General features: G+C 40.8%; 27 protein-coding genes and 1 pseudogene. 14 read left to right on the forward strand and 14 right to left on the reverse strand.

What is annotated here, in order from left to right:
- Positions 1–186: 186 nt before the first annotated feature.
- Entirely contained in the window at positions 187–408 is a 222-nt protein-coding gene (locus tag ICL16_RS27725; protein ID WP_190834604.1) for a type II toxin-antitoxin system VapC family toxin, read from the reverse strand.
- The gene (locus ICL16_RS27730) at positions 405–698 is read right to left on the reverse strand and encodes an antitoxin family protein (protein ID WP_190834605.1); all 294 of its coding nucleotides are present in this window, start codon (positions 696–698) and stop codon (positions 405–407) included. Before ICL16_RS27730 ends, ICL16_RS27725 begins: the two co-directional genes overlap by 4 nt.
- Before the next feature lie 150 nt (positions 699–848).
- Between ICL16_RS27730 and ICL16_RS27735 the strand changes: the two genes are divergently transcribed.
- Positions 849–1,469: a Uma2 family endonuclease gene (locus tag ICL16_RS27735; protein ID WP_190834607.1), complete on the forward strand. Its 621-nt coding sequence runs from the start codon at positions 849–851 to the stop codon at positions 1,467–1,469.
- A gap of 78 nt (positions 1,470–1,547) precedes the next feature.
- On the opposite strand, the gene ICL16_RS27740 is transcribed toward ICL16_RS27735, so the two are convergent.
- Positions 1,548–2,720 carry a tetratricopeptide repeat protein gene (locus ICL16_RS27740; RefSeq protein ID WP_190834610.1) on the reverse strand — a complete coding sequence of 391 codons (1,173 nt, stop codon included), beginning with the start codon at positions 2,718–2,720 and terminating at the stop codon, positions 1,548–1,550.
- A gap of 454 nt (positions 2,721–3,174) precedes the next feature.
- Between ICL16_RS27740 and ICL16_RS27745 the strand changes: the two genes are divergently transcribed.
- Positions 3,175–3,378 (forward strand): type II toxin-antitoxin system HicB family antitoxin, encoded by a 204-nt coding sequence (locus ICL16_RS27745; protein WP_190834612.1) that lies wholly within the window; start codon positions 3,175–3,177, stop codon positions 3,376–3,378.
- Positions 3,375–3,584 (forward strand): type II toxin-antitoxin system HicA family toxin, encoded by a 210-nt coding sequence (locus ICL16_RS27750; protein WP_190834614.1) that lies wholly within the window; start codon positions 3,375–3,377, stop codon positions 3,582–3,584. Before ICL16_RS27745 ends, ICL16_RS27750 begins: the two co-directional genes overlap by 4 nt.
- Before the next feature lie 63 nt (positions 3,585–3,647).
- Here ICL16_RS27750 and ICL16_RS27755 read toward each other — a convergent pair whose 3' ends face one another.
- A complete protein-coding gene (locus ICL16_RS27755) occupies positions 3,648–4,277 on the reverse strand; it encodes a hypothetical protein (RefSeq protein ID WP_190834616.1) in 630 nt (209 codons plus the stop codon).
- 23 nt (positions 4,278–4,300) lie between these two features.
- Here ICL16_RS27755 and ICL16_RS46060 point away from each other — a divergent pair.
- The 4 genes and pseudogenes from ICL16_RS46060 to ICL16_RS27775 form a co-directional block, all read left to right on the forward strand.
- Positions 4,301–4,435: pseudogene (locus tag ICL16_RS46060) on the forward strand (protein kinase domain-containing protein); the annotation flags it as partial.
- A gap of 2 nt (positions 4,436–4,437) precedes the next feature.
- The gene (locus ICL16_RS27765) at positions 4,438–4,593 is read left to right on the forward strand and encodes a hypothetical protein (protein WP_190834726.1); all 156 of its coding nucleotides are present in this window, start codon (positions 4,438–4,440) and stop codon (positions 4,591–4,593) included.
- Positions 4,594–4,685: 92 nt separating this feature from the next.
- Positions 4,686–4,835 carry a ribbon-helix-helix domain-containing protein gene (locus ICL16_RS47415; RefSeq protein ID WP_337907134.1) on the forward strand — a complete coding sequence of 50 codons (150 nt, stop codon included), beginning with the start codon at positions 4,686–4,688 and terminating at the stop codon, positions 4,833–4,835.
- A 115-nt stretch (positions 4,836–4,950) separates the two neighbouring features.
- Positions 4,951–5,469, forward strand: a complete 519-nt coding sequence (locus ICL16_RS27775) for a hypothetical protein (RefSeq protein ID WP_190834620.1) — start codon at positions 4,951–4,953, stop codon at positions 5,467–5,469.
- Positions 5,470–5,612: 143 nt separating this feature from the next.
- Here ICL16_RS27775 and ICL16_RS27780 read toward each other — a convergent pair whose 3' ends face one another.
- Both ICL16_RS27780 and ICL16_RS27785 read right to left on the reverse strand, forming a co-directional pair.
- Complete coding sequence (locus ICL16_RS27780) at positions 5,613–7,322, reverse strand: serine protease (RefSeq protein ID WP_190834622.1); 1,710 nt, start codon at positions 7,320–7,322, stop codon at positions 5,613–5,615.
- An 81-nt stretch (positions 7,323–7,403) separates the two neighbouring features.
- A complete protein-coding gene (locus ICL16_RS27785; protein ID WP_190834625.1) occupies positions 7,404–7,934 on the reverse strand; it encodes a COP23 domain-containing protein in 531 nt (176 codons plus the stop codon).
- A gap of 447 nt (positions 7,935–8,381) precedes the next feature.
- On the opposite strand from ICL16_RS27785, the gene ICL16_RS27790 reads away from it, so the two are divergent.
- Positions 8,382–9,788, forward strand: coding sequence for a serine/threonine-protein kinase (locus ICL16_RS27790; RefSeq protein WP_190834627.1), 1,407 nt, complete (start codon positions 8,382–8,384; stop codon positions 9,786–9,788).
- Positions 9,789–9,935: 147 nt separating this feature from the next.
- On the opposite strand, the gene ICL16_RS27795 is transcribed toward ICL16_RS27790, so the two are convergent.
- The 4 genes from ICL16_RS27795 to ICL16_RS27810 form a co-directional block, all read right to left on the reverse strand.
- Positions 9,936–11,636: a serine protease gene (locus tag ICL16_RS27795; protein WP_190834629.1), complete on the reverse strand. Its 1,701-nt coding sequence runs from the start codon at positions 11,634–11,636 to the stop codon at positions 9,936–9,938.
- Positions 11,637–11,844: 208 nt separating this feature from the next.
- Positions 11,845–13,962, reverse strand: a complete 2,118-nt coding sequence (locus ICL16_RS27800) for a serine protease (protein ID WP_190834631.1) — start codon at positions 13,960–13,962, stop codon at positions 11,845–11,847.
- A gap of 3 nt (positions 13,963–13,965) precedes the next feature.
- A complete protein-coding gene (locus tag ICL16_RS27805; protein WP_190834634.1) occupies positions 13,966–14,817 on the reverse strand; it encodes a S1 family peptidase in 852 nt (283 codons plus the stop codon).
- An 81-nt stretch (positions 14,818–14,898) separates the two neighbouring features.
- Positions 14,899–15,429 carry a COP23 domain-containing protein gene (locus ICL16_RS27810; RefSeq protein WP_190834636.1) on the reverse strand — a complete coding sequence of 177 codons (531 nt, stop codon included), beginning with the start codon at positions 15,427–15,429 and terminating at the stop codon, positions 14,899–14,901.
- Positions 15,430–15,779: 350 nt separating this feature from the next.
- On the opposite strand from ICL16_RS27810, the gene ICL16_RS27815 reads away from it, so the two are divergent.
- From ICL16_RS27815 to ICL16_RS27835, 5 genes are all read left to right on the forward strand, one after another.
- Positions 15,780–17,063, forward strand: coding sequence for a proton extrusion protein PcxA (locus tag ICL16_RS27815; RefSeq protein ID WP_190834638.1), 1,284 nt, complete (start codon positions 15,780–15,782; stop codon positions 17,061–17,063).
- Entirely contained in the window at positions 17,063–17,200 is a 138-nt protein-coding gene (locus ICL16_RS27820) for a hypothetical protein (RefSeq protein ID WP_190834641.1), read from the forward strand. Before ICL16_RS27815 ends, ICL16_RS27820 begins: the two co-directional genes overlap by 1 nt.
- Before the next feature lie 168 nt (positions 17,201–17,368).
- On the forward strand, positions 17,369–17,581 hold the full coding sequence (locus ICL16_RS46960) for a winged helix-turn-helix transcriptional regulator (RefSeq protein ID WP_190834642.1): 213 nt from the start codon (positions 17,369–17,371) through the stop codon (positions 17,579–17,581).
- Between the two features lie 184 nt (positions 17,582–17,765).
- A complete protein-coding gene (locus tag ICL16_RS27830; protein WP_190834644.1) occupies positions 17,766–18,233 on the forward strand; it encodes a MarR family winged helix-turn-helix transcriptional regulator in 468 nt (155 codons plus the stop codon).
- A gap of 93 nt (positions 18,234–18,326) precedes the next feature.
- On the forward strand, positions 18,327–18,923 hold the full coding sequence (locus tag ICL16_RS27835; protein ID WP_420485310.1) for a hypothetical protein: 597 nt from the start codon (positions 18,327–18,329) through the stop codon (positions 18,921–18,923).
- Positions 18,924–19,106: 183 nt separating this feature from the next.
- On the opposite strand, the gene ICL16_RS27840 is transcribed toward ICL16_RS27835, so the two are convergent.
- Complete coding sequence (locus ICL16_RS27840) at positions 19,107–19,334, reverse strand: hypothetical protein (RefSeq protein ID WP_190834646.1); 228 nt, start codon at positions 19,332–19,334, stop codon at positions 19,107–19,109.
- A 612-nt stretch (positions 19,335–19,946) separates the two neighbouring features.
- Here ICL16_RS27840 and ICL16_RS27845 point away from each other — a divergent pair.
- On the forward strand, positions 19,947–20,276 hold the full coding sequence (locus tag ICL16_RS27845) for a hypothetical protein (RefSeq protein ID WP_190834648.1): 330 nt from the start codon (positions 19,947–19,949) through the stop codon (positions 20,274–20,276).
- Between the two features lie 30 nt (positions 20,277–20,306).
- Here the strand turns inward: ICL16_RS27845 and ICL16_RS27850 are convergent, their stop codons facing one another.
- The 3 genes from ICL16_RS27850 to ICL16_RS27860 all read right to left on the reverse strand — a co-directional run bounded on the left by ICL16_RS27850 (position 20,307) and on the right by ICL16_RS27860 (position 23,216).
- Positions 20,307–21,416 carry a Gfo/Idh/MocA family protein gene (locus ICL16_RS27850; RefSeq protein WP_190834650.1) on the reverse strand — a complete coding sequence of 370 codons (1,110 nt, stop codon included), beginning with the start codon at positions 21,414–21,416 and terminating at the stop codon, positions 20,307–20,309.
- A 92-nt stretch (positions 21,417–21,508) separates the two neighbouring features.
- Complete coding sequence (locus ICL16_RS27855; protein WP_190834651.1) at positions 21,509–21,976, reverse strand: DUF4870 domain-containing protein; 468 nt, start codon at positions 21,974–21,976, stop codon at positions 21,509–21,511.
- Positions 21,977–22,046: 70 nt separating this feature from the next.
- Positions 22,047–23,216 carry a DUF1822 family protein gene (locus ICL16_RS27860; RefSeq protein WP_190834654.1) on the reverse strand — a complete coding sequence of 390 codons (1,170 nt, stop codon included), beginning with the start codon at positions 23,214–23,216 and terminating at the stop codon, positions 22,047–22,049.
- Between the last annotated feature and the right edge of the window lie 40 nt (positions 23,217–23,256).

Consider the following 23,256-nt stretch of genomic DNA (forward strand, 5'->3'; position numbering starts at 1 on the left):
TTACTGTACCGTATATAGTGTCCCTTCTTCATAATCCTTTGTGAGTAAGCTTTTCGAGACTTAACGGGAAAAGTCAGCTAATAGATCAAGTCCGTTTTAACGCGTAGAGGGTATTGATCGACCAACTGAGCCGCAGTTTCCGCAAGTATTGAATCGAGTTCAATGACTTGGTACTGATTATTTAGGTCAAAGCGAAACCTTTGGGTAATTAGGGCTTGCATCAGAAATAGTCAGACTGCCTTCCCGTTGCCTTCGGGCAAGAGCGCTTCTGACTTCTACCCAAGTAATTCGGGCAATGATTAATGAGTTGCCGGAATCGAGAGCCGAGATTGCCCGTATCCAAGCACTGCCAGTTTCCGGCACATACCGTTTGATCAAAGCACTGCTGTCTAGAAAGTAAGCAGTCACATCGTACCCCGTTCTTCAATGATGATTTCTGAGAGGGGCTTACTGGGAGATGCCTCCAGTCTTTGGGTGAGTTCACGCCACGCTTGTTCTGAAACTGGCTCAACATCGCCCCGACGGGGGGGAGGACTAACCAGTCCTGCTGCAACTAGCGACTGGATTATTTGTTCGGCATCCATCGCGGGTTCTTCATTCAAAACTTGAATCCGCACAGTTTGGTGTTCTTGTAGGTATAGGGGATTTAAGGGGCGCAGAACCCCGTTTTCATAAACGGCAGTGATAATTTCTGGCATTGGCTAGAATAATTAATATGATAAGTTTCTTCCCATTGTAGAAGAAATGATTAACTTCTTTCAAAGACGAGGCTAAGATGCCCGACTTCTTTAAGAAGGCGGGCATCTGAATCAAACTAAGTTTTTAGTTATACTAAAAATAGGATTTTTATGATTCAATCGTTACCACAACTAGTCACATTTGATAAATTCATTGAATGGTATCCAGAGAATTCAGAACACAAATATGAGTTACATAATGGAATAATTGTTGAAATGCCTAAGCCAACAGGACCACATTCAGAGGTAGCGGGATTTACTTCTGGCAAACTCTTTATAGAAATTGAGCGTTTGCAACTACCTTACTTCATTCCAAAAGAATGTGTTATTAAACCAAGAGACAATAGCGGTTATGAACCAGATGTCATTATTCTAGATAAACAACAGGTTTCTAAGCATGAACCTCGATGGAAAAAAGAATCTATCATTACACGAGGTGATTCTATTCGTTTAATCGTTGAAGTTGTTTCTACCAATTGGTCGGATGACTACGCTTTGAAATTAGAAGAGTATGAGTCATTCGGCATAGGTGAATACTGGATTGTGGATTACTTAGCTTTGGGCGGTAAACGATTTATCGGTAATCCTAAACTACCTACTATTTCTATTTACTCATTAGTGGAAGGTGAGTATCAAGTTAACCAGTTTAGAGGTGGCGATCGCTTAATTTCACCAACATTCCCAGAATTGAATTTAACCGCAAAACAGATTTTTCAAGCTGGAGGGGTATAAAGGTTATTCCGCCCATAAAATCATGCATTCAACTCACGCTTCGCCCGAATTACCTGAATCTCCCCAGCAGCTTCTGTATCACAACTTAAATCCCATTTCTTGCAAACCTTGGCGCAGTCGCTTTGCTTCTTCGGGGTTGTGTTGTTCGTGAAGGGAGATCGCTTTTTTAAATGCAATCAAACTCTCTTGGAGATTACCAATTTTGAGCAGCACTACCCCTAAGTTTTGATACGCTTCTGCATATTTGGGGTTGAATTGAATGGCTTTTTGGTAGAATGTTACTGCATCTGTGAATAAGTTCATCGCTTTCAGAGTCATGCCCAAATTGTAATAAGCAGCAGCAAAAGTGGGATCGATTTTCACTGCTGTTTCATAAGCTGTTTTTGCCCCTTGTAAATCTCCAGATGCTTTCAGTAAGTTACCCAAATTGTTGTAAGATCCTAGTTTAAGAATCGGGTAGATAGGTAACTTAATTGCAGCTTGATAGTGGGCGATCGCCTGTTTGGGATTTTGTAAGCGACTGTAGGCAATACCTAAATGATAGTAGAGTTCGTACAAAATATCATAGTTGTCCTCACAAGCAGCTACTCCTCTTGCTAACAACTCAATACCTTGTACTGTTTTCCCAGTTTCTACATACAATGCTCCTAGTTTACTGCAAACATAAGGGTCATGGGGATGACTAGCGAGAAACTCTTCCATCGCCGTTTGTGCTTTGGTGTATTTGTTCAGTTGAGCGATCGCACTTTTTTGATAACCATGATGAAGAATTGCTACACCGGGGATGTAACCTATCTGCCATTGTGGTTCCTTGGCGCAAATCTCGGTGACACTATCATCTACTAGCGCGTGGTAAGGACGGGAAAAGCTAATATCCTGATGATGGCGGAACAAGCGAGAAACTAAGGAATAAGGTGATTGTTCTGCACCCACCTCATGTCGAACAAGGTTAACCAAGAGGTATTCGTCCCGACGGATTGCATCTTTTATCAAAGGTACAATTTTCTGGGTAAGAGTTTCATCAGCATCTAATACCAGAACCCAATCACCTGTGACGTACTTTAGGGCTTCGTTGCGGGCAGCACTAAAATCATTGCACCATTCAAAGTGATGCACAATAGCACCATACTTTTTGGCGATTTCCACAGTGCGATCGCTCGACCCTGTATCTAACACTACCATTTCATCCACAACATTCTTAACACTGCCAAGACATTTTGGCAATGTTGTTTCTTCGTTTTTAACAATCATGCACAAGCTGATTTTCATAAGATGCTGCCGTTATTTAGACTTACTGAAAGATAACCTACGATGCCTTATGGCAGGTTGTTCCCTCACAGTAGTCACTTATTATTCTCTTGGTAAATTTATAGCATTTTCTGGATTATATGGTATAATACTAAGTTGGGAATATATAAAAAGCATCTCCAAGATTTAAGCAACTCTTAAAAACAACGACCGTCTAACCCAAACGCTACATCTTCAAAAAAACTGATTTCCATGCAATTATTGAAAGGCTACAGCGCAGAAAAGGGATTGCATTATCCGTTGGGTCAATTCCAACACTATCAGATTATGCAGTTAGTCGTGAAGGTATTTACGAATGCTGTCTAACCCGGACGTGGCGTCCTTAAAGAGTAATGTCGTTTAGAATAATAGATGAAAGTAAGCTTGAGTGAGAGTAAAGATTAAAGACAGTAATCATATGAAGATAAAAGCAATTATTCATCCAGCCGAAGAAGGTGGTTACTGGGCAGAAGTTCCTGCACTTCCCGGTTGCATTACTGAAGGTGACACGAAGGAAGAAGTATTAGCTAACTTGAAAGATGCAATTGAAGGATGGCTTGAAGTCGCAAATAGCAGTCACAAAATAGAGCCAAGCGATCAAGTTATCGAAATTGCGGTATGAAATCTATATCTGGTAAGCGACTGTGTAAGATTGTCGAACAAAAAGGTTGGGTTTTACAGAGAGTCACAGGTAGCCATCACATCTACGAAAATCCTCAAACAAGTAAAATCATTTCGATTCCAGTTCATAAAAATAAAGACCTTAAAATCGGAACTTTAAAAGCTTTGATGAAGATGGCTGAGTTAATTGAGGAGGATTTAATTTAGCAATAAGAGAAACTGACAGAGGAAGGATAATAAGGTAGACGCTTTTCGGCTACCTGTTGTAAATTATAGCGAATTGCTAGAACTTCTTTCCACAATACCTACAAGGACAGTCAGTAAAGCTTCTAAATTATCAGGTAGGGAATAGATAGTAATATCCTCTGTAATCCGTTGCGCCTTCACATCCAGTATCCCAAAGCGCCAAACATCACCAATAGTAACTGCACCGTAGTGAAGAGGTTGTTCTTCGACAAGTGATAAGGCAATTAACTCAACTGCTAGTTGAGTAAACCCTCTGGTGATATCATCATTTTTGGCTTCAACAACTAAAAGGCTTTGAGTTGAGCGCAGTAAATAATCAAAATTCCCTTTTAGCCACTGATTTACTGCAAGTGGGTACTCAATTCGCAGCTGACAGTCACAGTAGTATGTCGCAACTTCCAATAGTACTGGTGCAACTAAGGTTTCTCGACGTGCGGTTTCACTTGTCAGGCTAACACGTGGGAGGGTTCGTTCGATACGTTCGCTTAATTCTGTTAGTCTATCCAGAGGTTTTTGTGTTTTTGGGAGGGAAAGCCTTGAGCGCTTCAGAGTGTAACCGAACTCAACAAGGATTTCTTCTGGCTCATAGTTCATCTCAAAATATGAGCGGAAGGTGTACTCGCGGTTTTCTAGGAGAATTTTGGGTTTGGGCATAGTTGTTACACTACTACTACTTTATTGTAGTTCACAATCACAACACGATCCATCGGGATATCAAACCCTCAAATATCCGCAGACGCGAATTAGATAATAAAATTGTGCTGATAGACTTTGGCACAGTCAAACAAATTACTACTCAAGTAGTTAATGCTCTGTGGCTCTTCGACAAATATGCCTGCTCAGCCGTCATAAATGGCATGAGAGTGCTTTAGCAATATCCAATCCAGAAATTGAAGCTGCTTTTAGTAAAAAGAGCGATGAGCTTGAGGAAATAGCATTGTCTCAGCCTATTGCTGAAAACGTTGCTTAAGTGTTTCATATGTTGCAGATAACCCTACAGTAGTTTTCGTCCGCCCGAGTGCGATCTAAAATGAAAAAACAATTCACTTCCAATTTTAAGCTATGACTAGCATCAATATTTCCTTACCTAAGTCAATGAAAGCCTTTGTTGAGCAACAAGTTGCTAAAGGCGGCTATAATTCAACAAGTGAATACCTTCAAGAGTTAATCAGTCAAGATCAAAAGCGCAAGGAACAAGAACGTTTAAACTAATTGTTGATAGAAGGGCTTGAGAGTGGTGAACTTATTGAAGTGACTGATAAATGGTGGGAGCAAAAACACGCATACCTGATGGATAAGCTGCGTCAGATTTGCTAAGGTAAAACGCATGATTAAGAATTACTTGCAGTACGAATACTCAAAAGAGTGGGCAAAAAAGTTCGATGAGACGAACCGCAAACTACATGCAAATGAAGAGAAAAGATTAAAAGATCCTGAAGGTTGGCAATTATTACAAGATTCTAACGAAGCACTGCGTCAATCGCTATTAGATGAAATCAGTGAGTACGAAATTCTCGTCGCTCATAATCCCAATGAGCCAATAACACTGACGGCTAATAGTATGAATAAATTATCAGATCTGCTGATAAAAGCAAGAATTGCCTTCAAAATCACATCAGATGAACTTGCAGCCTTACGCGATCGCACAAAACAACAAATTAAGTCTTTTGAAGATAAAGATTACCAAAATGCTTCTTTTTTAGATTTTCTAGCTGTAAGCGATGCTTTGGGAATTAAGATACTTGAAGGTAGGTTTGTTGCTGAATTAGACGACTTTTACAAAGAGCATTTAGCAGCTGTTCGGCAAACTGAAAATGTAAATACTACTTTCAAAGCAGCATCTTAAAGGTGTGAAGTCTAGACAAGGCAAAACAATGATCGCGCTATGATTGTTTCACACCAAAACGTGATCGCCATTTTCATCGGGCGTAGTTTGTACAGGAATGATTGGAAGGGGCGATTGTATTCAACAAGAAACGATGCTAATGACTACTGCTGAAACTTTCTGATTAACTCCTGAACTTTTTGGTAATTTTCTGTTTTTCCTTGTTGTCGATACAAGTCAGCAGCTTTCTGCAAATCAGCAATTCCCCCCTGCTTGTCTCCCAACTCGGAGCGGATAATACCCCGGTTGTTGTAGGCTTGGGCATAGTTGGGATTAATTCGTAGGGCAGAGTTATAATCAGCAATTGCTCCCTGCTTGTCTCCCAACCTAAAGCGGGTAACACCTCGGTTGTAATAGGCATAGGCATTGTTGGGATCAATCTGTAGCGCAGTTTTGTAATCGGCGATTGCTCCTTGTTTGTCTCCCAAGTCGTCGCGGACATTACCCCGGCTAACGTAGGCTAAGGCATATTTGGGATTAATGCGCAGGGCTTGATTAAAATCGGCGATTGCTCCTTGTTTGTCTCCCAAGTCGTCGCGGGCAACACCCCGCTTGAAGTAGAGTGGGGCGTAGTTGGAATTAATCCGCAGCGCCGAGTCGAAATCGGCAATTGCCCCTTGTTTGTCTCCCAACGTAGATCGGGTAATACCCCGGTGGTAGTACGCATAGGCATAGTTAGGATTAATACGTAGTGCCATGTTGAAATCAGCAAATGCCCCCTGTTTGTCTCCCAAGTCGTCGCGGGCATTACCCCTGTTAACGTAAGCTAGGGCTAAGTTGGGATTAATACGCAGGGCTTGATTGTAATCAGCAATTGCTCCCTGTTTGTCTCCCGACTCGTAGCTAGTAATACCCCGGTTGTTATAGGCAATGGCTAAGTTGGGATTGATTCGCAGGGCTTGATTGAAATCGGAAATTGCTCCCTGTTTGTCTCCTGACTCGTAGCGGGTACGACCCCGGTCTAAGTAAGCTTCGGCATAGTTGGGATTGAGGTGAAGAGCTTCGGTATAATCACCAATGGCTCCTTTAAAGTCTCCTTTGAGATACTTATCCCCTCCCTGAATGTAAAAATCGGAAGCTAGGGGTTTTGTAACTACTTGAGTATTAGGAGCAGAAACTCCCACATTTACCCCAGATGTTGCTGATAGTCTCAAAAAGGTGTTGATGGGAATGCCTAAGTTAAAACCTGTTTTGGTTTGTTTGGGATCTTTGTCTGTTCTGCCGTGAATTCCTACCAATTCGGCCTTTTCATTCATCACAGCACCACCACTCATCCCCTCTGACGTATTATTGCTATAAACTAAGGCATAGCCTTCACGCAAAGCCTTTGAGGCATTAGCAGTAATCTGCCCAGTAGTGAAATTGTAAACCGACTTATCAATCGCGAAAGTTGGTTCAGGATAGCCAGTGACGTAAGCTGTTGTACCTTCTGTACTGGTGTCAGAGTTACCCATCTTCGCAACGGTGTAATTTCGATTGCTGGTAAACTGTACTATAGCTAAGTCTACTTCGGGCAATTTTTTCTTGGTACTGTAGTTGAGCGAGTAACGTTGATTGTCAGAGGTAACTATTTCATATTTATCTGCGACTTCTACCACATGAGCGGCTGTCAGCACAGTGTAAGTGTTGCCTTCTCGCTTAATTATCACTCCTGAACCGTATTTTGGCTGTTTACTTTGGCTTTGGATCAGTACTGTGACTTCTTTGGCAATCTTGGATACTTCTGATGCAGAAATTGCTACGGCAATTTGCGATCGCACAAGGGCGATGGATACGCCAATTAGTGCTGGTGCGAGTCGATGATAAAAGTTCATTATTTAATTTCTTGTATAGTTTGTCTAGTTAGGGTGGGCTGTTGCCTATGAACAATGAACCATTAACAATTAACAACTTATTTATTTGAAGTACAGGTACGCTTCCACATCAATGTTGACTGGCTCAATGTTGACTGGCTCATTGCTTGTTTTACCGCCTTGATTGACTATTTGTCCTGCTGCCAAGGCACGGCGGTCGAATAACTGGCGTGCAGTAGCATCGGGATTGCTACCAGCCTTAAGTGTGAATAACAATGTTCTATCTGTACAAGTAGCGTCTAGTTGAGCGGCAGCGCAGACAACTGGTAATCCTTTGAGCATACCTGCTTTAATATATCTAAGCGTACCGTTATCGTAGTTGCTCTGAAATCTTCGCGATACTTCCTGACAGCGCCGTAGTGGTGTCAAACTCGTACCTTGGAAATAGTCGGTAACCCAGCGAATCATGGGCAAATTCTTACCGTCTTGAGTGCGAGCAAATGTTGTGGGTACACCATTGCTTTTGTCGCAGTAGAAGGTTGCACCTTGAGCATAGCTGGGTTGATTGAGGGTTGCAGTTGCGCTCAGTGCGATCGCAACTCCTGCCAAGATTTGGGCAAATAACCGCATCATAAGTATGGTAAAAATCGTTTCACACAGATTATACACACATAAGATATAGATACGGTTAATAAAAGTTAAATTCCGTAATCTAACTGAGGTTAAGTTTTGATAGAACGACTAACAAATTCTTTCCAGATTAAACAGTCGCTACCATACCACATCTGCTTTGTCAATCCCTTTTTCTACAGCCCGCGCAGTGAGTCCAGTCCTGCAGGCGGGTTTCCCGCCGTAGGGAACTGGCGAACCCGAAGGGGCGGGCTTTGTTTGTGTAGCCACACCCTTCTAGGGTGTAGGGAATGTGTAATCGCGGTTTTCGAGGAGAATTTTGGGTTTGGGCATGGTTGTTACACCATAACTACCTTATTGTAGATTTAGGGGTGGCGATTCGCCACTTTATTTTGTGTCAGAATCTAAAATCATATGAAGTGTCAACCTCCATCATACATGGTGATTTAAATGCAGGGTCAAATGCTGGGTGGACGTTACCAAATTATCGAATCCCTTGGACAAGGAGGCTTTGGTGTTACTTTCCTAGCTTTGGATCTGCAACGCCCAAATCACCCTAAATGTGTTGTCAAGCAATTTAAACCAATCTTTACAAACCCCTACGCTTTACAGACGGGAAAAAGATTGTTTGATCAAGAAGCGCAAATGCTGGAGAAATTAGGCAATCATGACCAAATTCCCCGATTATTAGCTCATATAGAAGAAAATCAAGAATTTTATCTAGTACAAGAATTTATTGAAGGTCACGATCTGGAAAAAGAACTGCCTCATGGTCAACAACTGAGTGAAACTTTTGTCATTCAACTTCTACAAGATATTTTAGAAGTTTTAGCCTTTGTTCACAATCACAACACTATCCATCGAGATATCAAACCATCAAATATCCGCCGGCGCGAGTCAGACAATAAAATTGTGCTGATAGATTTTGGTACAGTTAAACAAATTACTAAGGGACAAACAAATTATACTGTAGCAGTGGGTACTATTGGTTATATGCCTAGTGAACAAGCTAACCATAGTCCACATTTTAGTAGTGATGTTTATGCAGTGGGGATCATTGGTATCCAAGCTCTGACAGGAATGATTCCAAAAGATTTACCCAGAGATCCTCATACGGGTGAAATTGATTGGCGTAAACGCGCACAAGTGAGTCAAGAGTTTGCAGATGTTTTAGATAAGATGGTGCGCTATGACTTTCGTCTGCGTTACCAGTCAGCAGATGAAGCTTTGCAAGCTTTAAGGGCAATATCACCAAGTAAGATCAAGGGACATCCAGTAACAGTAATTTCTGGTTCTAGTCAGCCTTCAGGATTATTTCAGAAATTTTTACGTGGACTAGCAATAGTAGGAGCGATCGCAACTGCCATCTTTCTCTTACGCAACATTATACCTGCCGATGAAAATTTTCTCAACTACGACAATTCTAGTCATGGGATCAAGATAAAATATCCGCAAAATTGGGAATTACAAAATATAAATAACCCGATTACTAATGAAGTGGTTATATTTCTGTCGCCAAGAGAAAGTAATACCGATAAATTTCAAGAAAAACTGACTATAACTGTTGAGAATTTTTCTGGAACATTGGATGAATTTAAAGATTCCTCGATTAAGGATATCAGCAACCATCTTTCACAAGCAAAGATTGTTAATACAGGTACAACAACTCTGGCATACAAATCAGCAAATCAACTAGTTTTTACTGGAAAAGACGGGGAAAATAGTTTAAAAAATCTGCAAGTTTTTACTTTAAAAGGTGACAAGGCATACGTTATTACTTATACAGCAGAAATAGATAAATATGATACGTTTATCCAAACAGCCGAGAAAATGGTCAAATCTTTTGAATTTCAGTAAGTTAATCTAAAATTGCGGCTCAGATCCCCGACTTCTTTAAGAAGTCGGGGATCTGTTTGTTTACCAATGATTTAGAGAGCGCTCAGGGCGTATGTGATAAGGGCTGAAGCCCTTACTACAAACGAGCATTTATTTCCGCCTACCTACTTATTGAAACTTTCTCATATACTCAAGAGTTTTTTGATAATCTGGGATTTTTCCTTGTTGTTGATATAAATCAGCAGCTTTTTGAAAATCAACCAATGCTCCTTGTTTGTCACCTAAATCAGCACGGACACGACCCCGGTTGCGGTAAGATAAAGCATATTTAGGATCAATGCGCAAGGCTTGAGTGTAATCAGAAATTGCCCCCTGCTTATCTCCCAAGTAAGAGCGGGAAAGACCTCGATTATTGTATGCTAGAGCAGATTTGGGATCGATGCGTAAGGCAGAATTGGTATCAGCGATCGCTCCTTTGTAATCTCCTAAAGCTATGCGGCTTTGACTCCGGTTGATATAGGCGTTACCATAGTTAGGATCAATGCGCAAGGCAGAATCATAATCAGAAATTGCCCCTTGGTAGTCCCTCAAAGCGTTACGAGCAATCCCCCGATTGTAGAAGGCTTTGGCATAGTTAGGATTAATCCGCAGCGCAGAATTAGCATCAGCAATTGCTCCTTGGTAGTCTCTCAAACCTATGCGGCTACGACTCCGATTTAGGTAAGCAAGATCGTAATTAGGATCAATCAGCAGGGCAGAATTTAAATCTTCAAGTGCGCCTTTGTTGTCTCCCAATTCGTTGCGGATATCACCCCGATTGTTGTAAGCTTGAGTATAGTTGGGATTAATACGCAAAGCCGAAGTGTAATCGGCAATTGCTCCTTGTTTATCGCCCAACTTGTTACGGGTTAAACCCCTGTTGTAGTAGGCAAGAGCGTAGTTAGGGTTAATTTTTAGTACTGAGTTAAAATCAGCAATTGCTCTTTGATAGTCTCCTAATTCGATTCGAGAAATACCTCGATCATTATAGGCAAAAGTATATTGAGGATTTAAGCGAATTGCCTCATTATAATCAACAATTGCTCCTCGATAATCTTTTTGTTTCCGTTTATCTCCACCTTGAAGATAAAAGTTGGCGGCTCTAGATTTTGTCCCCTCTTGAGTGTTAGGCGCAGACACTCCCACGTTTAGCCCAGTTGTTGCAAAGAGGCGCAAAAAAGTATTGATGGGAATACCTAAGTTAAAGCCTGTTTTGGTTTCTTTCGTATCTGTGTCTGCTCTGCCGTGAATTCCAATTAGTTCACCTTTGTCATTGATCACAGCACCACCACTCATACCTTTTTTAGTGTCATTGTTGTAAACTAAGGCATAACCATCGCGTAGTGCTTTCGTAGCGTTAGCAGTAATATCTCCTGTGGTAAAGGTGTAAATCGACTGATTAATTGCAAAGGTAGGTTCCGGATACCCGGTAACATAAACCTTTGCACCTTCTGTACTGGCGTCAGAGTTCCCTATTTTTGCCACAGTGTAATTTCGACTGCTGGTAAATTCCGTGACAGCTAAATCTACTCCTTTTAATTGCTTCATCTTACTATAGTTGAGCAGATAACGCTGACCATCAGAGGTGACTATTTCATATTTATCGGCAACATTGACTACATGAGCGGCGGTGAGAACTGTGTAAGTATTGCCAAGTCGCTTAATAATTACTCCCGAACCATACCTTGGCGGTTTATTTTGACTTTGGATCAATACTGTAACTTCTTTGCCAATTTTGGATACTTCAGTTGCAGAAGTTGCTACAGCAATCTGCGGTTGTATTAGGGCGATGGATACGCCAATTAGTAGTGGTGATTGATGATATTTCATTTTTTCATTTATTATATAGTTTGTCTTGTTAGGGTGGCTGTTGCGATTAGACATCAACCGAATTTAAACATGCATTATTCAGATTTCTTGTAGAGACGTTCCGCCGGAACGTCTCTACTGCTATGTCTATTAGACATCGATCAAATTTAAACATATATTATTCAGAATCCTTGTAGAGACTTTCCATGGAACGTCTCTACATCTTTTTTCACTTCTGAAACTTTCTAATGTACTCCTGAGCTTTTTGGTAATCTTCTGGTTTTCCTTGTTGTTGAAAAAGCTCAGATGCTTTTTGTAAATCGGCAATTGCTCCCGGTTTGTCTTTTAACTGCGCACGAGTAAGACCACGGGCAGCATAAGCATTGGCATATTTAGGATTAATCCGTAGTGTAGAATCGTAATCGGCAATTGCATCTTTGAGATTTCCCAAGTCGGCGTGACTATGACCCCGATTGTAGTAGGCTACAGCTAAGTTAGGATCAAAGCGCACAGCAGAGGTGTAATCGGCAATTGCCCCTTGGTGATCTCCCAACTCTGCCTGAATCAAACCCCGATCATTATAAGCATTGGCATATTTGGGATTAACCTTTAGTGTAGAGTTATAATCGGAGAGTGCGTTTTTGCGATCGCCTAAGTCAGCATGACTACGACCTCGATTGTAGTAGGCTACAGCTAAGTTGGGATTGAAGCGCAAAGCAGAGTTGAAATCGGCAATTGCTTCTTTATGATCTCCTAAAGCTGCCTTAGCAAGACCTCGATTATTATATGCATCAGCATCTTTGGGATTAAGGCTGAGCGCTATGTTATAATCGGCGATTGCCCCCTGATCGTCGCCTAAGTTGTAGCGGGCATAACCTCTACTATAGTAAAGTTTGCTATCTTTAGAGTCAAATCGTAGAGCAGAGGTGTAATCGGCAACTGCGCTTTTGTTGTCTCCCATGTCAAAGCTGATCCGACCTCGATTATAGTAAGCTACGCCTAAGTTGGGATTGATGCGCAAAGCAGTGTTATAATCTGCTACTGCGCCTTTATTGTCTCCTAAAGCTGCCTTGGCAAGACCGCGATTATTGTAGGCATTGGCATAATTAGGATCAATCTTTAATGTCAAGTTGTAATCGACAATTGCGCCTTGATAGTCTTTCAAGTCGCCACGGCTAGTACCCCGATTGTAGTAAGCTACAGCTAAGCTAGGATCAATGCGTATAGCAGAGTTGTAATCAACAATTGCTTCTTTATGCTCTCCTAATGCTGCCTTAGCAAGACCGCGATTATTGTAGGCATCGGCATAGTTAGGACTAATCTGTAGCGTAGAATTGTAATCGGCGATCGCACCTTTATGATCTCCCAAGTCGGCGCGGCTACTACCCCGATTATAGTAAGCTACAGCTAAGTTAGCATCGAGACGAAGAGCAGAGTTATAATCGGTAATTGCCCCCTGATGATCTCCCAACTCTGCCTTGGCAAGACCTCGATTATTATAAGCTCTGGCATATTTGGGATTGAGGTTAATTGCTGCTGTATAATCGGCGATCGCTCCAGTGAAGTCTTTTTTTTGATACTTATCCACACCCTGAATATAAAAGTCTGCGGCTATGGGTTTTGTGGTTACTGGAGTATTAGGTGCAGAAACTCCCACATCTACGGCATTTGTGGCGGAGAGTCGCAAAAAAGTGTTGATTGGAACACCTAAGTTGAAACCTGTTTTGGCTTCTTTGGTATCTTTGTCTGCTTTGCCATGAATTCCTACCAGTTCACCTTTGTCATTCATGACAGCACCACCACTCATACCATTTTTGGTGTCATTGCTGTAAACTAAAGCATAACCATCACGTAGCGCTTTCGTGGCGTTAGCAGTAACCTCGCCAGTGGTGAAAGTGTAAATCGATTGATTAATCGCCAGTGTCGGTTCTGGATAACCAGTAACGTAAGCTGTTGTACCTTCTGTGCTGCTGTCAGAGTTACCCATTTTCGCAACGTTGTAGTTACGATTGCTGGTAAATTCTACTACTGCTAAATCTACTCCTGGTAATTGTTTCTTGGTATTGTAATTAACTGAGTGGCGTTGATTATCAGCGGTGACTATTTCATATTTATCGGCAACATTTACTACATGCGCGGCGGTGAGGACGCTGTAAGTGTTGCCCTGTCGCTTAACGAGCACTCCTGAACCGTACCTGGGCTGTTTACTTTGACTTTGGATTAATACTGTGACTTCTTTGGCAATTTTAGATACTTCAGATGCAGAAATTGCTACGGCAATTTGCGGTTGCACAAGGGCGATGGATACACCAATTAATGCTGGTGTGAGTCGATGATAAAAGTTCATTTTTTAATTTTGTATAGTTTGTTTTTTTGGGGTGGGCGGAGGCAGAGCCTCCTGGAGTGCATTCCCAGGTGGAACCTGGGAACGAGGGGAACGAGGCAGGAGGGTGCGAACAGTATCTATTGGCACAGCCCAACTGAGGCGAGTAATTTTTTGATGTAACGCGGGAGCAGCTTCGGAACCATCGGCAAACACGGAAGGAGCATCCCAAATTGGGTTGGCGTGCATTCCATTGACACCGACAACTTTACCTTGACGATTCAGGAGTGGTCCTCCGCTCATCCCTTTTTGGATATTATTGGTATACCCAACTTGATATCCGCCTTCTAAAGCTTTTGGCAACACTAGCGACACTTTACCAGTGTTGAAAACAAAGCCTTTTTCCCCAGATACTTCTTCTGTAGTCGGAAACCCACCGGCAAATACCTCCATTCCTACTACTGGGGAAGAACCCAGGGATGCGACAAGATAAACTTTGCCTGTGCTACGAAACTGCAATATCGCCAAATCATTTTTATGTAGAGACGTACTTGCGTTCGTCTCTACATTTTGCCAGATGTGGCGATCGCTTGTTTGAATCCGATATGGGGGATTACCTGCTCGCAGCACATGAGCATTTGTCAACACGGTATAAACAGAACCTTGCCTCTGTAATATAATTCCTGAACCTAATACATCTGATGACATCACTTTTACAGTGATAGCTTGTGCTTGCTGCTGTATTTGTTCTACAGAGAATTGGTTGAGCGGTGGTTTTGGTTGAGCAAGTTTGCTCACACTAATATTTGCTACCCAAATTGGTAACGTAATGAATAAACCGCTCAGACAAGCAATCAGTGTGAATTTACGCCAATTCATTTCAGATGTTGCGTTAATATACCGCCGCTTATTTGTAAAGATTGGTTAATGGCGAACAATTAACCATTAACAATGAGCAACTTATTTAGCTGATGGTGCGAAGTACAAGTACGCTTCCACATCAATATTGACTGGCTCGTTGCTTGTGTTGCCGCCTACTTGATTGACTGTGTTGCCTGCTGCTAAGGCACGGCGATCAAATAACTGGCGGGCAGTAGTATTAGGATTGCTACCACGCTTGAGCGTGAATAACAATGTTCTATTTGTACAAGTTGCATCTTGTTGAGCAGCGGCGCAGACAACAGGTAATCCGTTGAGCATACCTGCTTTAATATATCTGAGCGTACCGTTATCGTAGTTGCTCTGAAATCTTCGCGATACTTCTTGACAGCGTCGTATCGGTGTCAAATTTGTACCGCGAAAATAGTCAGCTGCCCAGCGAATCATCGGCAAATTCTTACCGTCTTGAGTGCGCACAAATGTCGTGGGTACACCATTGCTTTTGTCGCAGTAGAAGATTGCACCTTGAGCAGAGCTAGGTTGATTGAGGGTTGCAGTTGCGATGGCAGCGATCGCAACTCCTGCCAAAACTTGGACAATTAACCGCTTCATAAATAAGACAAAAATCGCTGTAACACAGATTATACAGATACTCAGATCTAGATACAGTTAATAAAAGTTAAATTCCGGAATCAAACCGATCACCTCTTTCCTCTGTGTCCTCTGCGCCTCTGCGGTTAAATAAAATACTTTTAAATCGCTACAGGCACAGAGGGAGCAGAGAAACAAACCGGAGAAATTGCCGACTGAAATCAAAATCTTATTGTGAGTCACCTTGACACTGTCAAATCATTTTCCAAGGATAACATCAGGAAATAGATCAGTTTGCGTAACTACAAATTTGTCATTTTTAGGCTAAAATTTAGAGCAACAGTAATGTATACAGCAAATGGTTATTTATTATGATTGGTTCATTATTAACAATAAATATAAGTTTATTCTGGCAAAGAATGAAAGAATACTGGAGCGGTAGTAATAGATGGTTATCGCACATACCAGACAGAGCGCTTTTAGAAGCTTATGAAGCGGCTCAGGCAATTAAAAAAATTGAAAATGAACACTTTGAAGGTAAGCAAATTTATTTAGATACAGCTAATTATACAGAAAATGTAATTGCTTATTGGCAAGAACAGCTTGATAAATACTTAGGGATTATTAGGGCGAAACTAGTTGAATTTAAAATGTCGCGATCGCTATTAAATAATTATCATAATGATTCTTTAGAAAAGCTGAAATTTATTGATGAAGTAATAGTCAAATACACACCTAAAGAAGAACATATTATTGGTCAGCCTCTAATTACAAATTCTCCAACCATATCAATTAATCAGAATCTAGTAAATAAACAAACAGATGTATCTGATTTAGAAATGGTTAAAGTTGATCCAGTGCTACAAAAAACTGGTGTTTTTCCCAGATCTATAGGAAGAACAATTACTAAAATCATCAACGAAATTTCCCCTGAAGCAGAACAGGAGTTTATTAGAAACTTCCAAATTTCTAAAGCTAGAACAAGAAAAGCGGTAAGATTTTTAGCATTATTAATTATTGTACCTCTTTTAACTCAGCAATTATCTAAGCCATTTTTCATCGCTCCTATTTTAGAGAAAACCAGAGGTGAGACAGCACAAATCTTCCTTAACTCCGAAATGGAAGAAAAAGCATTTAAAGAATTAAAATTTTTTGAAGAGCGACTGAAATTTGAAAACCTAATTCAGGAAAATCATTCCCTTGCTCAAGAAGTAGTAGAAGAAAAAGTAAAACAAAGAGCAGTTGAAATAGCCAATGAATTTCGGGAAAAGAGTACTGAAGCGATTAGTAATGTGTGTGCTGATTTACTTTCATTATTAGCTTTTGGGTTTGTAATTGTTACGAGTAAAACAGAAATTGCTATTGTTAAAAGTTTTATAGACGAAATTGTTTACGGTTTGAGTGATAGTGCTAAGGCTTTTATAATTATTTTATTTACAGATATATTTGTCGGGTTCCACTCTCCTCATGGATGGGAGGTTTTATTGTCTGGATTGGCAGAACATTTAGGTCTACCAGCTAATGAAAGTGCTATATTTCTGTTTATCGCTACATTTCCGGTAATTTTAGATACTATCTTTAAATACTGGATATTCCGCTATCTCAGTCGCCTCTCTCCTTCCGCATTAGCTACATTGAAAGAAATGAATGATTAATGGCAATTGATTTGTCAATACCAGAACAAATCTTCCGATCACAGTTAGCGTTCGCCCAAGTCAAAGATGCTGAAACAATGGTGTTAGCGGCTCTACAGGAAGCTAGTAATCTGGGATACCAAATAGGAACGCTGTAAGCTGCGCCAATGGGGGTGAGCGTTTATCGTCGCATAGGATTTCAGGAATACTGTAAAATTGGTGTTTACCTTTGGGATGGCAAAAGTCCCTGCTAGCGTTCAATTTCAGAGAAAACCAATTTTCCAATTGTTGTTCCAGATTCAAGTTGAGCATGTGCCTTCGCTAAGTTGGTTGGATTAAGTGAACTAGAACGTGATGGAGTGGTGGAGCGTAAGGTTTATGCTGAAGTTCCCCCCAAAGTAGAATACTCCTTGACAGAATTTGGTCGAAGCCTTGAGCCAATTTTGTTGTTGATGCGTGAGTGGGGAGACAAATATATCAGCAAACTCCTTGAGCAGAAGCAACTTCATGAAGTTGAGTTCGCCCCAATGGAAGAATAAGCTCAAACTACAACTTTATAACGCTTCTTGTTTAGAAACCCTACTGGTAGGGACACGCAGATTATTGTGTCCCTACTGTCGGTGTCAATTGAAGCAAAGTGGAAAATTACTTAATATATTGACTAAATATGTGTTTACTATTTATAGTGTAAAAAGAACGGCTCCAAAAGACAACAACCCTTTAATGTCTAATTCGTCCACGCACCAAGAATTTCTGAAAAAGTGGCGTCGTGTCTTAGCACCCTACGACATGGGTTACAGATTCAAACTGGTGTCACAGCTAATGTACCGCGATTTTTTGGGAAGACTAGAACCTTTTGGTCTTACTCCCTTTCATTGGTTGGTACTATGTTGTCTGTGGGAGGAGGATGGGCTGCCTACCTCGGTGATTGCCGAGAAACTTGGGCAGTTAGGTGCGACATTAACTGGTGTTGTAGATCGGATGGAAGAACGTCACCTTGTGCGTCGAGAGCGTGATGCCTCAGATAGGCGTATAGTGAGAATTTGGCTGACTCCTGAGGGTGAGAACTTAAAAGAAGTCTTACCCCCATTGGGACAAGAAGTAATTGAAAAAGCTCTTGCTGGAATTTCCGATTCTGAGCGTGAATACATGGAAAAAATCTTAGATCGCATTGTGCTGAATTTTTCCTAAAGCGTTATCTGGCGATCGCTGGGAAAACTGGAGCTAATTATTTAACGTATTAATTATCAACCTGTTAAGTAACACCGGAAAAAGGAGAACGACATGTCAACACACGATATCAAGCTTGACAGTAATATGCCCAAATCTAATGTCAAGGAGAAGGCTCCAAAACTCAGTGTCAAGCAGAAAAACTGGCTACTAACGTTTCATGTTAGTTTCGCTGCGCTTTGGACTGGAACTGTATTAAGTATGTTGCTCTTAGCATGGAGGAACCAACATTCAACCAATCCTGATATTCTGTATGCTCTCAACTCAGCTATTAACCTGTTGGATGATTTCGTTGTCATTCCATCGGCGATCGGTTCTTTGGTAACTGGCACATTGCTTTGCTGGTTAACCGTCTGGGGATTTTTCAAGTTTTACTGGGTAATTGCCAAGTGGATTGCGACTGTTTTTCTGATTGTCTTTGGTACATTCTGGCTCTTTCCTTGGGCAAATACTGCGACTGCTATCTCTCAAGAGCAAAAACTACAAGCATTGCAAAATCCGCTTTATATGTTTGATGTTAGAGGTGTACTCATTGGTACGCTCGTGCAGGTTCTTTGTCTTCTTGCCATCATTGGCATCTCTTTTCTAAAACCGTGGGGGAGAAGACTTGTCAAAGAGCAAAGTCAGGCTAAGTCGGTTACTGCCAATTAAACTTTTCCTAAATACTTAATGTGTTGACTAGTTATATGTTAATAGTCAGCACGTTAACATAAAGTAGTACAAGATATGCACATAATAATAATGAGTATGAGCGCTTCTAGTGGGTGCGATCGCCCTCTCAATCAAGGTTATAGGTTTTTATTGGCACGCAGATCCTCTATTTCTTGACTATTTTCATTCTTCTTTAGCTAATAAATCTCGTTTAACTGCTTCGGATATTACCCGTCTTAAATACTTAACTCTTTCTTCTGCACTAAGACTTCGCAATGCTTCGTAAATGCTTTGTGGTAGTTTTACACCAGTCACCTGTTTTGCCAGAGGCTCGTTTAACCAATCCTCTGTATACCCTTGATATTGTCGATCTTTAAATGCCTGTGTTTGTACTGGATTAGGATTGCTCATAAACGAAAACACATACTAGATTATAAAACCATCATAACCACAGTTAATCAATTATAAAATTGTTAATGATTCCCGGTTAACTAGGATACAATATTAATTGTGGAGGAAATGAATCCTTCCCGTACAACTAAAAAAAGGAGGTAAAAAGTCTGACTAACAAAGGTAACGGTCGTCGAAACGTATTTGACCCTGTTGTTGTATAGTTACGGTTGTTTCGCAGTTTTTGGGAACGCCAAAACATTATAACTGGCGAGTCAAACGTTATCGATGATGATGAGGCGAGAGAGGAGCCAGCCCCTACGGGGAATTCAAAAGTCAAAAGTCAAAAGTCAAAATTAAGTATTTTAAAACTTAAAATATGTTAGTATTTTAGCATTATTAATAAGAAATTATATAGTAAATAGACATCTCCGAAAAAGAATGTAGAGACTTCGTATTTCGCGTTTCTACAGGGGTTTGAATTGACGCATAATTAAATTCGGTCGATGTCTAATTATGATACAAATTTAAAGAAAGGTTGAATAAATAAACTTTTGACTTTTGATTTTTGACTTTTGACTTTTGCGCAGCGGTGCTAGGGGCTGTTTCATCCACTATTCTAACATTTGCACCATGAATGATTTAGACGCATATATTGTTGCACCTGTTTATTACCGCGTTGTGCGCCGTTGTGGTACTCAATGGCATTTTGTTAAAGGTGAGTCTTTTTACAACCCGCTTAACTTACCATCTATGTCGCTGGATGATTTGTTTACGTCTTTTGGTATGAGTATGCGTGAAGCTGCCAGTCAACTCGGTAAAATTAATGGTGGTAAAGAAGGATTCTATCTTGTTGATATTATGCACAAACATTACTATTACTGCGGTACTCTTCCTACTGGTGTTAAAGATAAATTAATTGAGCTTGGAATTGGGCGAAGAGAACCAATAACCGGATGTTAGTATCATCACAATAGTTCAAATAATGGTAATTCATACAACAAGAAATTCTGCCAAGCTTGGTACATCTACCCAAGTGGAAGTGGCATTTGATTGATGTGCTAAATCCATTAATAACTGAGAGTATAGGCCTTCTCGTAGGGATGGTGCGATCGCCTCTCCTCGATCTATTGCTTGTACCCAATTATCTACTACACGAATAAAAGCAGAAACACGACCGTCAGCGTAATTTTTGGGAAATAATAATCGATTGGGAATTTCCATCTCAGTTAACGGTTTCCCTGGTTGACTACCCCAAACACGGAAACCATGTATGTAATCTTTTTGATTTTCACTTCCCAACACTAAAGTACCTTTGTCACCATAAACTTCTAGCCAATGGGTGCGCTGTGCATGAACTACAGCACTGATCGAAACTTGGCAAGGTGTTCCCGAAGCTAACTCTAGCATGAGCATACAGGTGTCATCTGAATCTACTGGCTTTAATTCCCCGGTAGTAGGATCTGGACGTTGGGGAATAGCTGTAGTAAAATGAGCGTTTAATCTGCGTACAGAACCAAATAACCAGTGGATATAATCAAAAGTATGAGAACCTAAAGATCCTAATGCACCGCCACCTTGCTCTTGAAGCGAATACCAGTTCCAAGGACGTTGTGCGTTACTTCGAGAAGAACCCAACCAATCAATTCTAATTAAACGTTGAGAACCAACATAGCCTTCTGCTAAAAGTTCAGAAAATAATTGCCATCCCGGTACAAAGCGAAATTCAAAATCTACAGTAGCAATTACACCTTTTTGTTGTGCTATTTGGTATAATTCTTTGGCTTCCTTGACATTCAGGGTAACAGGTTTTTCTAGTAATAAGTGTTTTCCGGCTTGCAGTACTGATTTTGCCATTTCATAATGCAAGAACGGTGGTGTGGAAATGCTAACTGCTTGCACTTCTTGTAGCTTTAATATATCTGCTAATGTGTTGCAGGCGTGGGGAATATTGTGTGCTTGTGCGATCGCTCTAGCTTTTTCTATATCTCGATGATAAACCGCAACTAGCTGTGTGCGAGGATAATTTTCAAATCCTGGAATGTGAACTTTTTGACCAAATCCTGTACCCACAACTGCAACGCCAATCACATTTTGATTCATACATTTATACCATTTACTAATCTACTGATGCCCGACATTGCCATGTACAGACGCCCGACATTGCCATGTACAGACGCCCCGGTGGGGCGTCTCTACCTTAAAAATCTGATTGTAAAAGGGTAACGATAATGCTGCCCCTTATATGCTTTAACTGCTGCAAAACCGACTAAAACAGATTGTGCGATCATTAATACTGAAATTAGTGTAATAAGACATGTTACTAAAACATTAAAAATTGTATTTATTTGCCTGGTTGTTAAATTAGTAGTCAAAGCAATACTAAATGTCATTACAACCATGACTAAAGAAAGTACGATTACAATTAAAGCATAGATCGAGAGTGACAGTTGAAAATTCAGGGCTTCTCGACCTTGAAAATCAATCCAGGGGTCTAGAGTTTTTTTCCACCGCCAAATAATCAATGGTCCCAAAGTGCTAAGAAATGGTAAATACAAAGGAATACCAAGAAATAATAGAGAAACTAATGGCACCCATAACAAAGCCGAGAGATGACATAACATCGCCCATATGCGCATTTTTTGTTTGGGATTTTCTCTCATGGCTTTTTATTTGGTAATGGATCGCTGGAATGATTCTCCACACTACAACATAAAAAAGCCAATTCATAGGTTAAAATCTCAATATTTCTTGGTCATAGTTTTCGGGACGTGGTTCTATTTCCCAAACAATACCCTCGCCTGGTTGTAGTGCAACTTCGACAAAGAGTTGTTCTACGGCAGTGATGGCGGTATCTTCATTGTTAGGGAAGTCCTGCAAATCTTCGGTCAGTAATCTGAGTTTAAAGCCACCGGGAACGGCTGCGCCTGTGGCTGAGTTATGCAATTCAAAGCGCCAAGTTGTCAATTTTCCGATTTGTGGTATAATTAGTAATTCATAAGATTGACCAGCAATAACTAGCTGACGAGTGATGGCTGCTGTTGATTGTAATTGTTCAACACTACGGGCAGAAGCACCTCTAAGTTGTATACTAAAGGTAGCCCAACCGATCGCACTGGCAAGTTGAGAAACTCCGTTGTTGAGCCATTGGAGAACAGACCATTGTTCTGGTAATCCCAAGCGTCTTTGATACAAGCTTTGTCTCCAACCCCCATGCTCAATAAAAGCTCCCCAAATTTGAAAAGGCAGCAATAATCTCGGTGTGATGATCGAGTTTCCCAAACGGGTAAGCAGATTTTGTGCTTGTTCTAATGATATTTTTGGTAATGGTGCTAACTTATGCTGTGTTGGTTCTTGAGGATTAAGTTGCCGCGCTACTGCCAAAGCACTGATATCAGTAATAATTTCAGCGGCTTCAAGGGAATAAGTGCGATCGCTTGGATCGTAAGTTCCCCGAAGCTTAAGTTGTTCATGGGTACAGTAGCCCCAAACTCTCACGTAACAATCGTCTGGTTCAACTTGTACTGCTAAATAATAATCCCCCGCCCAGCTAGGAATGTCTACCCATTCTTGGGCTACTCGTATTTCGCTCACATCCATAGCTTCTGAGGGAATCAACACAAATTTCGTTCCATCTGATGTGATTGCAGTTCCATTCACCAGTTCCCAAAAACTGTATAATACATTAGTACAAGGCCAAGGTACTGCACGCCTCCAGGCGAGATCTTCTTGAAACCATGACAAAACAGCGTTAAGGCAAAGTTTATTCAAATAAGCTTGGTAAAAAGAAGTAGGGTTAGAAAAAAATTCACTTTGATGCCAAACTTGATTCTGAAATTCTCGTGGTATTTCTAGAATAAGATCGGTAGAGGAAGCGAAAGTAAAAATGGCAGGTTCTATCATAATGGTTACTTAAGGAATAGGGAAAAAAGAAGAAAGAAGC

The sequence above is a fragment of the Iningainema tapete BLCC-T55 genome (genome assembly GCF_014698965.1).
In the GTDB taxonomy this organism is placed as follows: Bacteria; Cyanobacteriota; Cyanobacteriia; order Cyanobacteriales; family Nostocaceae; genus Iningainema; species Iningainema tapete.

Bases quoted from the DNA above. Each gene is read 5' to 3' on its own strand.
- ICL16_RS27830 (WP_190834644.1), top strand. From the start codon at position 17,766: ATGTCTAATTCGTCCACGCACCAAGAATTTCTGAAAAAGTGGCGTCGT.
- ICL16_RS47415 (WP_337907134.1), top strand. From the start codon at position 4,686: ATGACTAGCATCAATATTTCCTTACCTAAGTCAATGAAAGCCTTTGTT.
- ICL16_RS27810 (WP_190834636.1), bottom strand. From the start codon at position 15,429: ATGAAGCGGTTAATTGTCCAAGTTTTGGCAGGAGTTGCGATCGCTGCC.
- ICL16_RS27730 (WP_190834605.1), bottom strand. From the start codon at position 698: ATGCCAGAAATTATCACTGCCGTTTATGAAAACGGGGTTCTGCGCCCC.
- ICL16_RS27790 (WP_190834627.1), top strand. From the start codon at position 8,382: ATGCAGGGTCAAATGCTGGGTGGACGTTACCAAATTATCGAATCCCTT.
- ICL16_RS27860 (WP_190834654.1), bottom strand. From the start codon at position 23,216: ATGATAGAACCTGCCATTTTTACTTTCGCTTCCTCTACCGATCTTATT.
- ICL16_RS27845 (WP_190834648.1), top strand. From the start codon at position 19,947: ATGAATGATTTAGACGCATATATTGTTGCACCTGTTTATTACCGCGTT.
- ICL16_RS27740 (WP_190834610.1), bottom strand. From the start codon at position 2,720: ATGATTGTTAAAAACGAAGAAACAACATTGCCAAAATGTCTTGGCAGT.
- ICL16_RS27855 (WP_190834651.1), bottom strand. From the start codon at position 21,976: ATGAGAGAAAATCCCAAACAAAAAATGCGCATATGGGCGATGTTATGT.
- ICL16_RS27805 (WP_190834634.1), bottom strand. From the start codon at position 14,817: ATGAATTGGCGTAAATTCACACTGATTGCTTGTCTGAGCGGTTTATTC.
- ICL16_RS27780 (WP_190834622.1), bottom strand. From the start codon at position 7,322: ATGAACTTTTATCATCGACTCGCACCAGCACTAATTGGCGTATCCATC.
- ICL16_RS27735 (WP_190834607.1), top strand. From the start codon at position 849: ATGATTCAATCGTTACCACAACTAGTCACATTTGATAAATTCATTGAA.
- ICL16_RS27750 (WP_190834614.1), top strand. From the start codon at position 3,375: ATGAAATCTATATCTGGTAAGCGACTGTGTAAGATTGTCGAACAAAAA.
- ICL16_RS27775 (WP_190834620.1), top strand. From the start codon at position 4,951: ATGATTAAGAATTACTTGCAGTACGAATACTCAAAAGAGTGGGCAAAA.
- ICL16_RS27795 (WP_190834629.1), bottom strand. From the start codon at position 11,636: ATGAAATATCATCAATCACCACTACTAATTGGCGTATCCATCGCCCTA.
- ICL16_RS27850 (WP_190834650.1), bottom strand. From the start codon at position 21,416: ATGAATCAAAATGTGATTGGCGTTGCAGTTGTGGGTACAGGATTTGGT.
- ICL16_RS27835 (WP_420485310.1), top strand. From the start codon at position 18,327: ATGTCAACACACGATATCAAGCTTGACAGTAATATGCCCAAATCTAAT.
- ICL16_RS27800 (WP_190834631.1), bottom strand. From the start codon at position 13,962: ATGAACTTTTATCATCGACTCACACCAGCATTAATTGGTGTATCCATC.
- ICL16_RS27745 (WP_190834612.1), top strand. From the start codon at position 3,175: ATGAAGATAAAAGCAATTATTCATCCAGCCGAAGAAGGTGGTTACTGG.
- ICL16_RS27840 (WP_190834646.1), bottom strand. From the start codon at position 19,334: ATGAGCAATCCTAATCCAGTACAAACACAGGCATTTAAAGATCGACAA.
- ICL16_RS27820 (WP_190834641.1), top strand. From the start codon at position 17,063: ATGGCAATTGATTTGTCAATACCAGAACAAATCTTCCGATCACAGTTA.
- ICL16_RS27815 (WP_190834638.1), top strand. From the start codon at position 15,780: ATGATTGGTTCATTATTAACAATAAATATAAGTTTATTCTGGCAAAGA.
- ICL16_RS27785 (WP_190834625.1), bottom strand. From the start codon at position 7,934: ATGATGCGGTTATTTGCCCAAATCTTGGCAGGAGTTGCGATCGCACTG.
- ICL16_RS27755 (WP_190834616.1), bottom strand. From the start codon at position 4,277: ATGCCCAAACCCAAAATTCTCCTAGAAAACCGCGAGTACACCTTCCGC.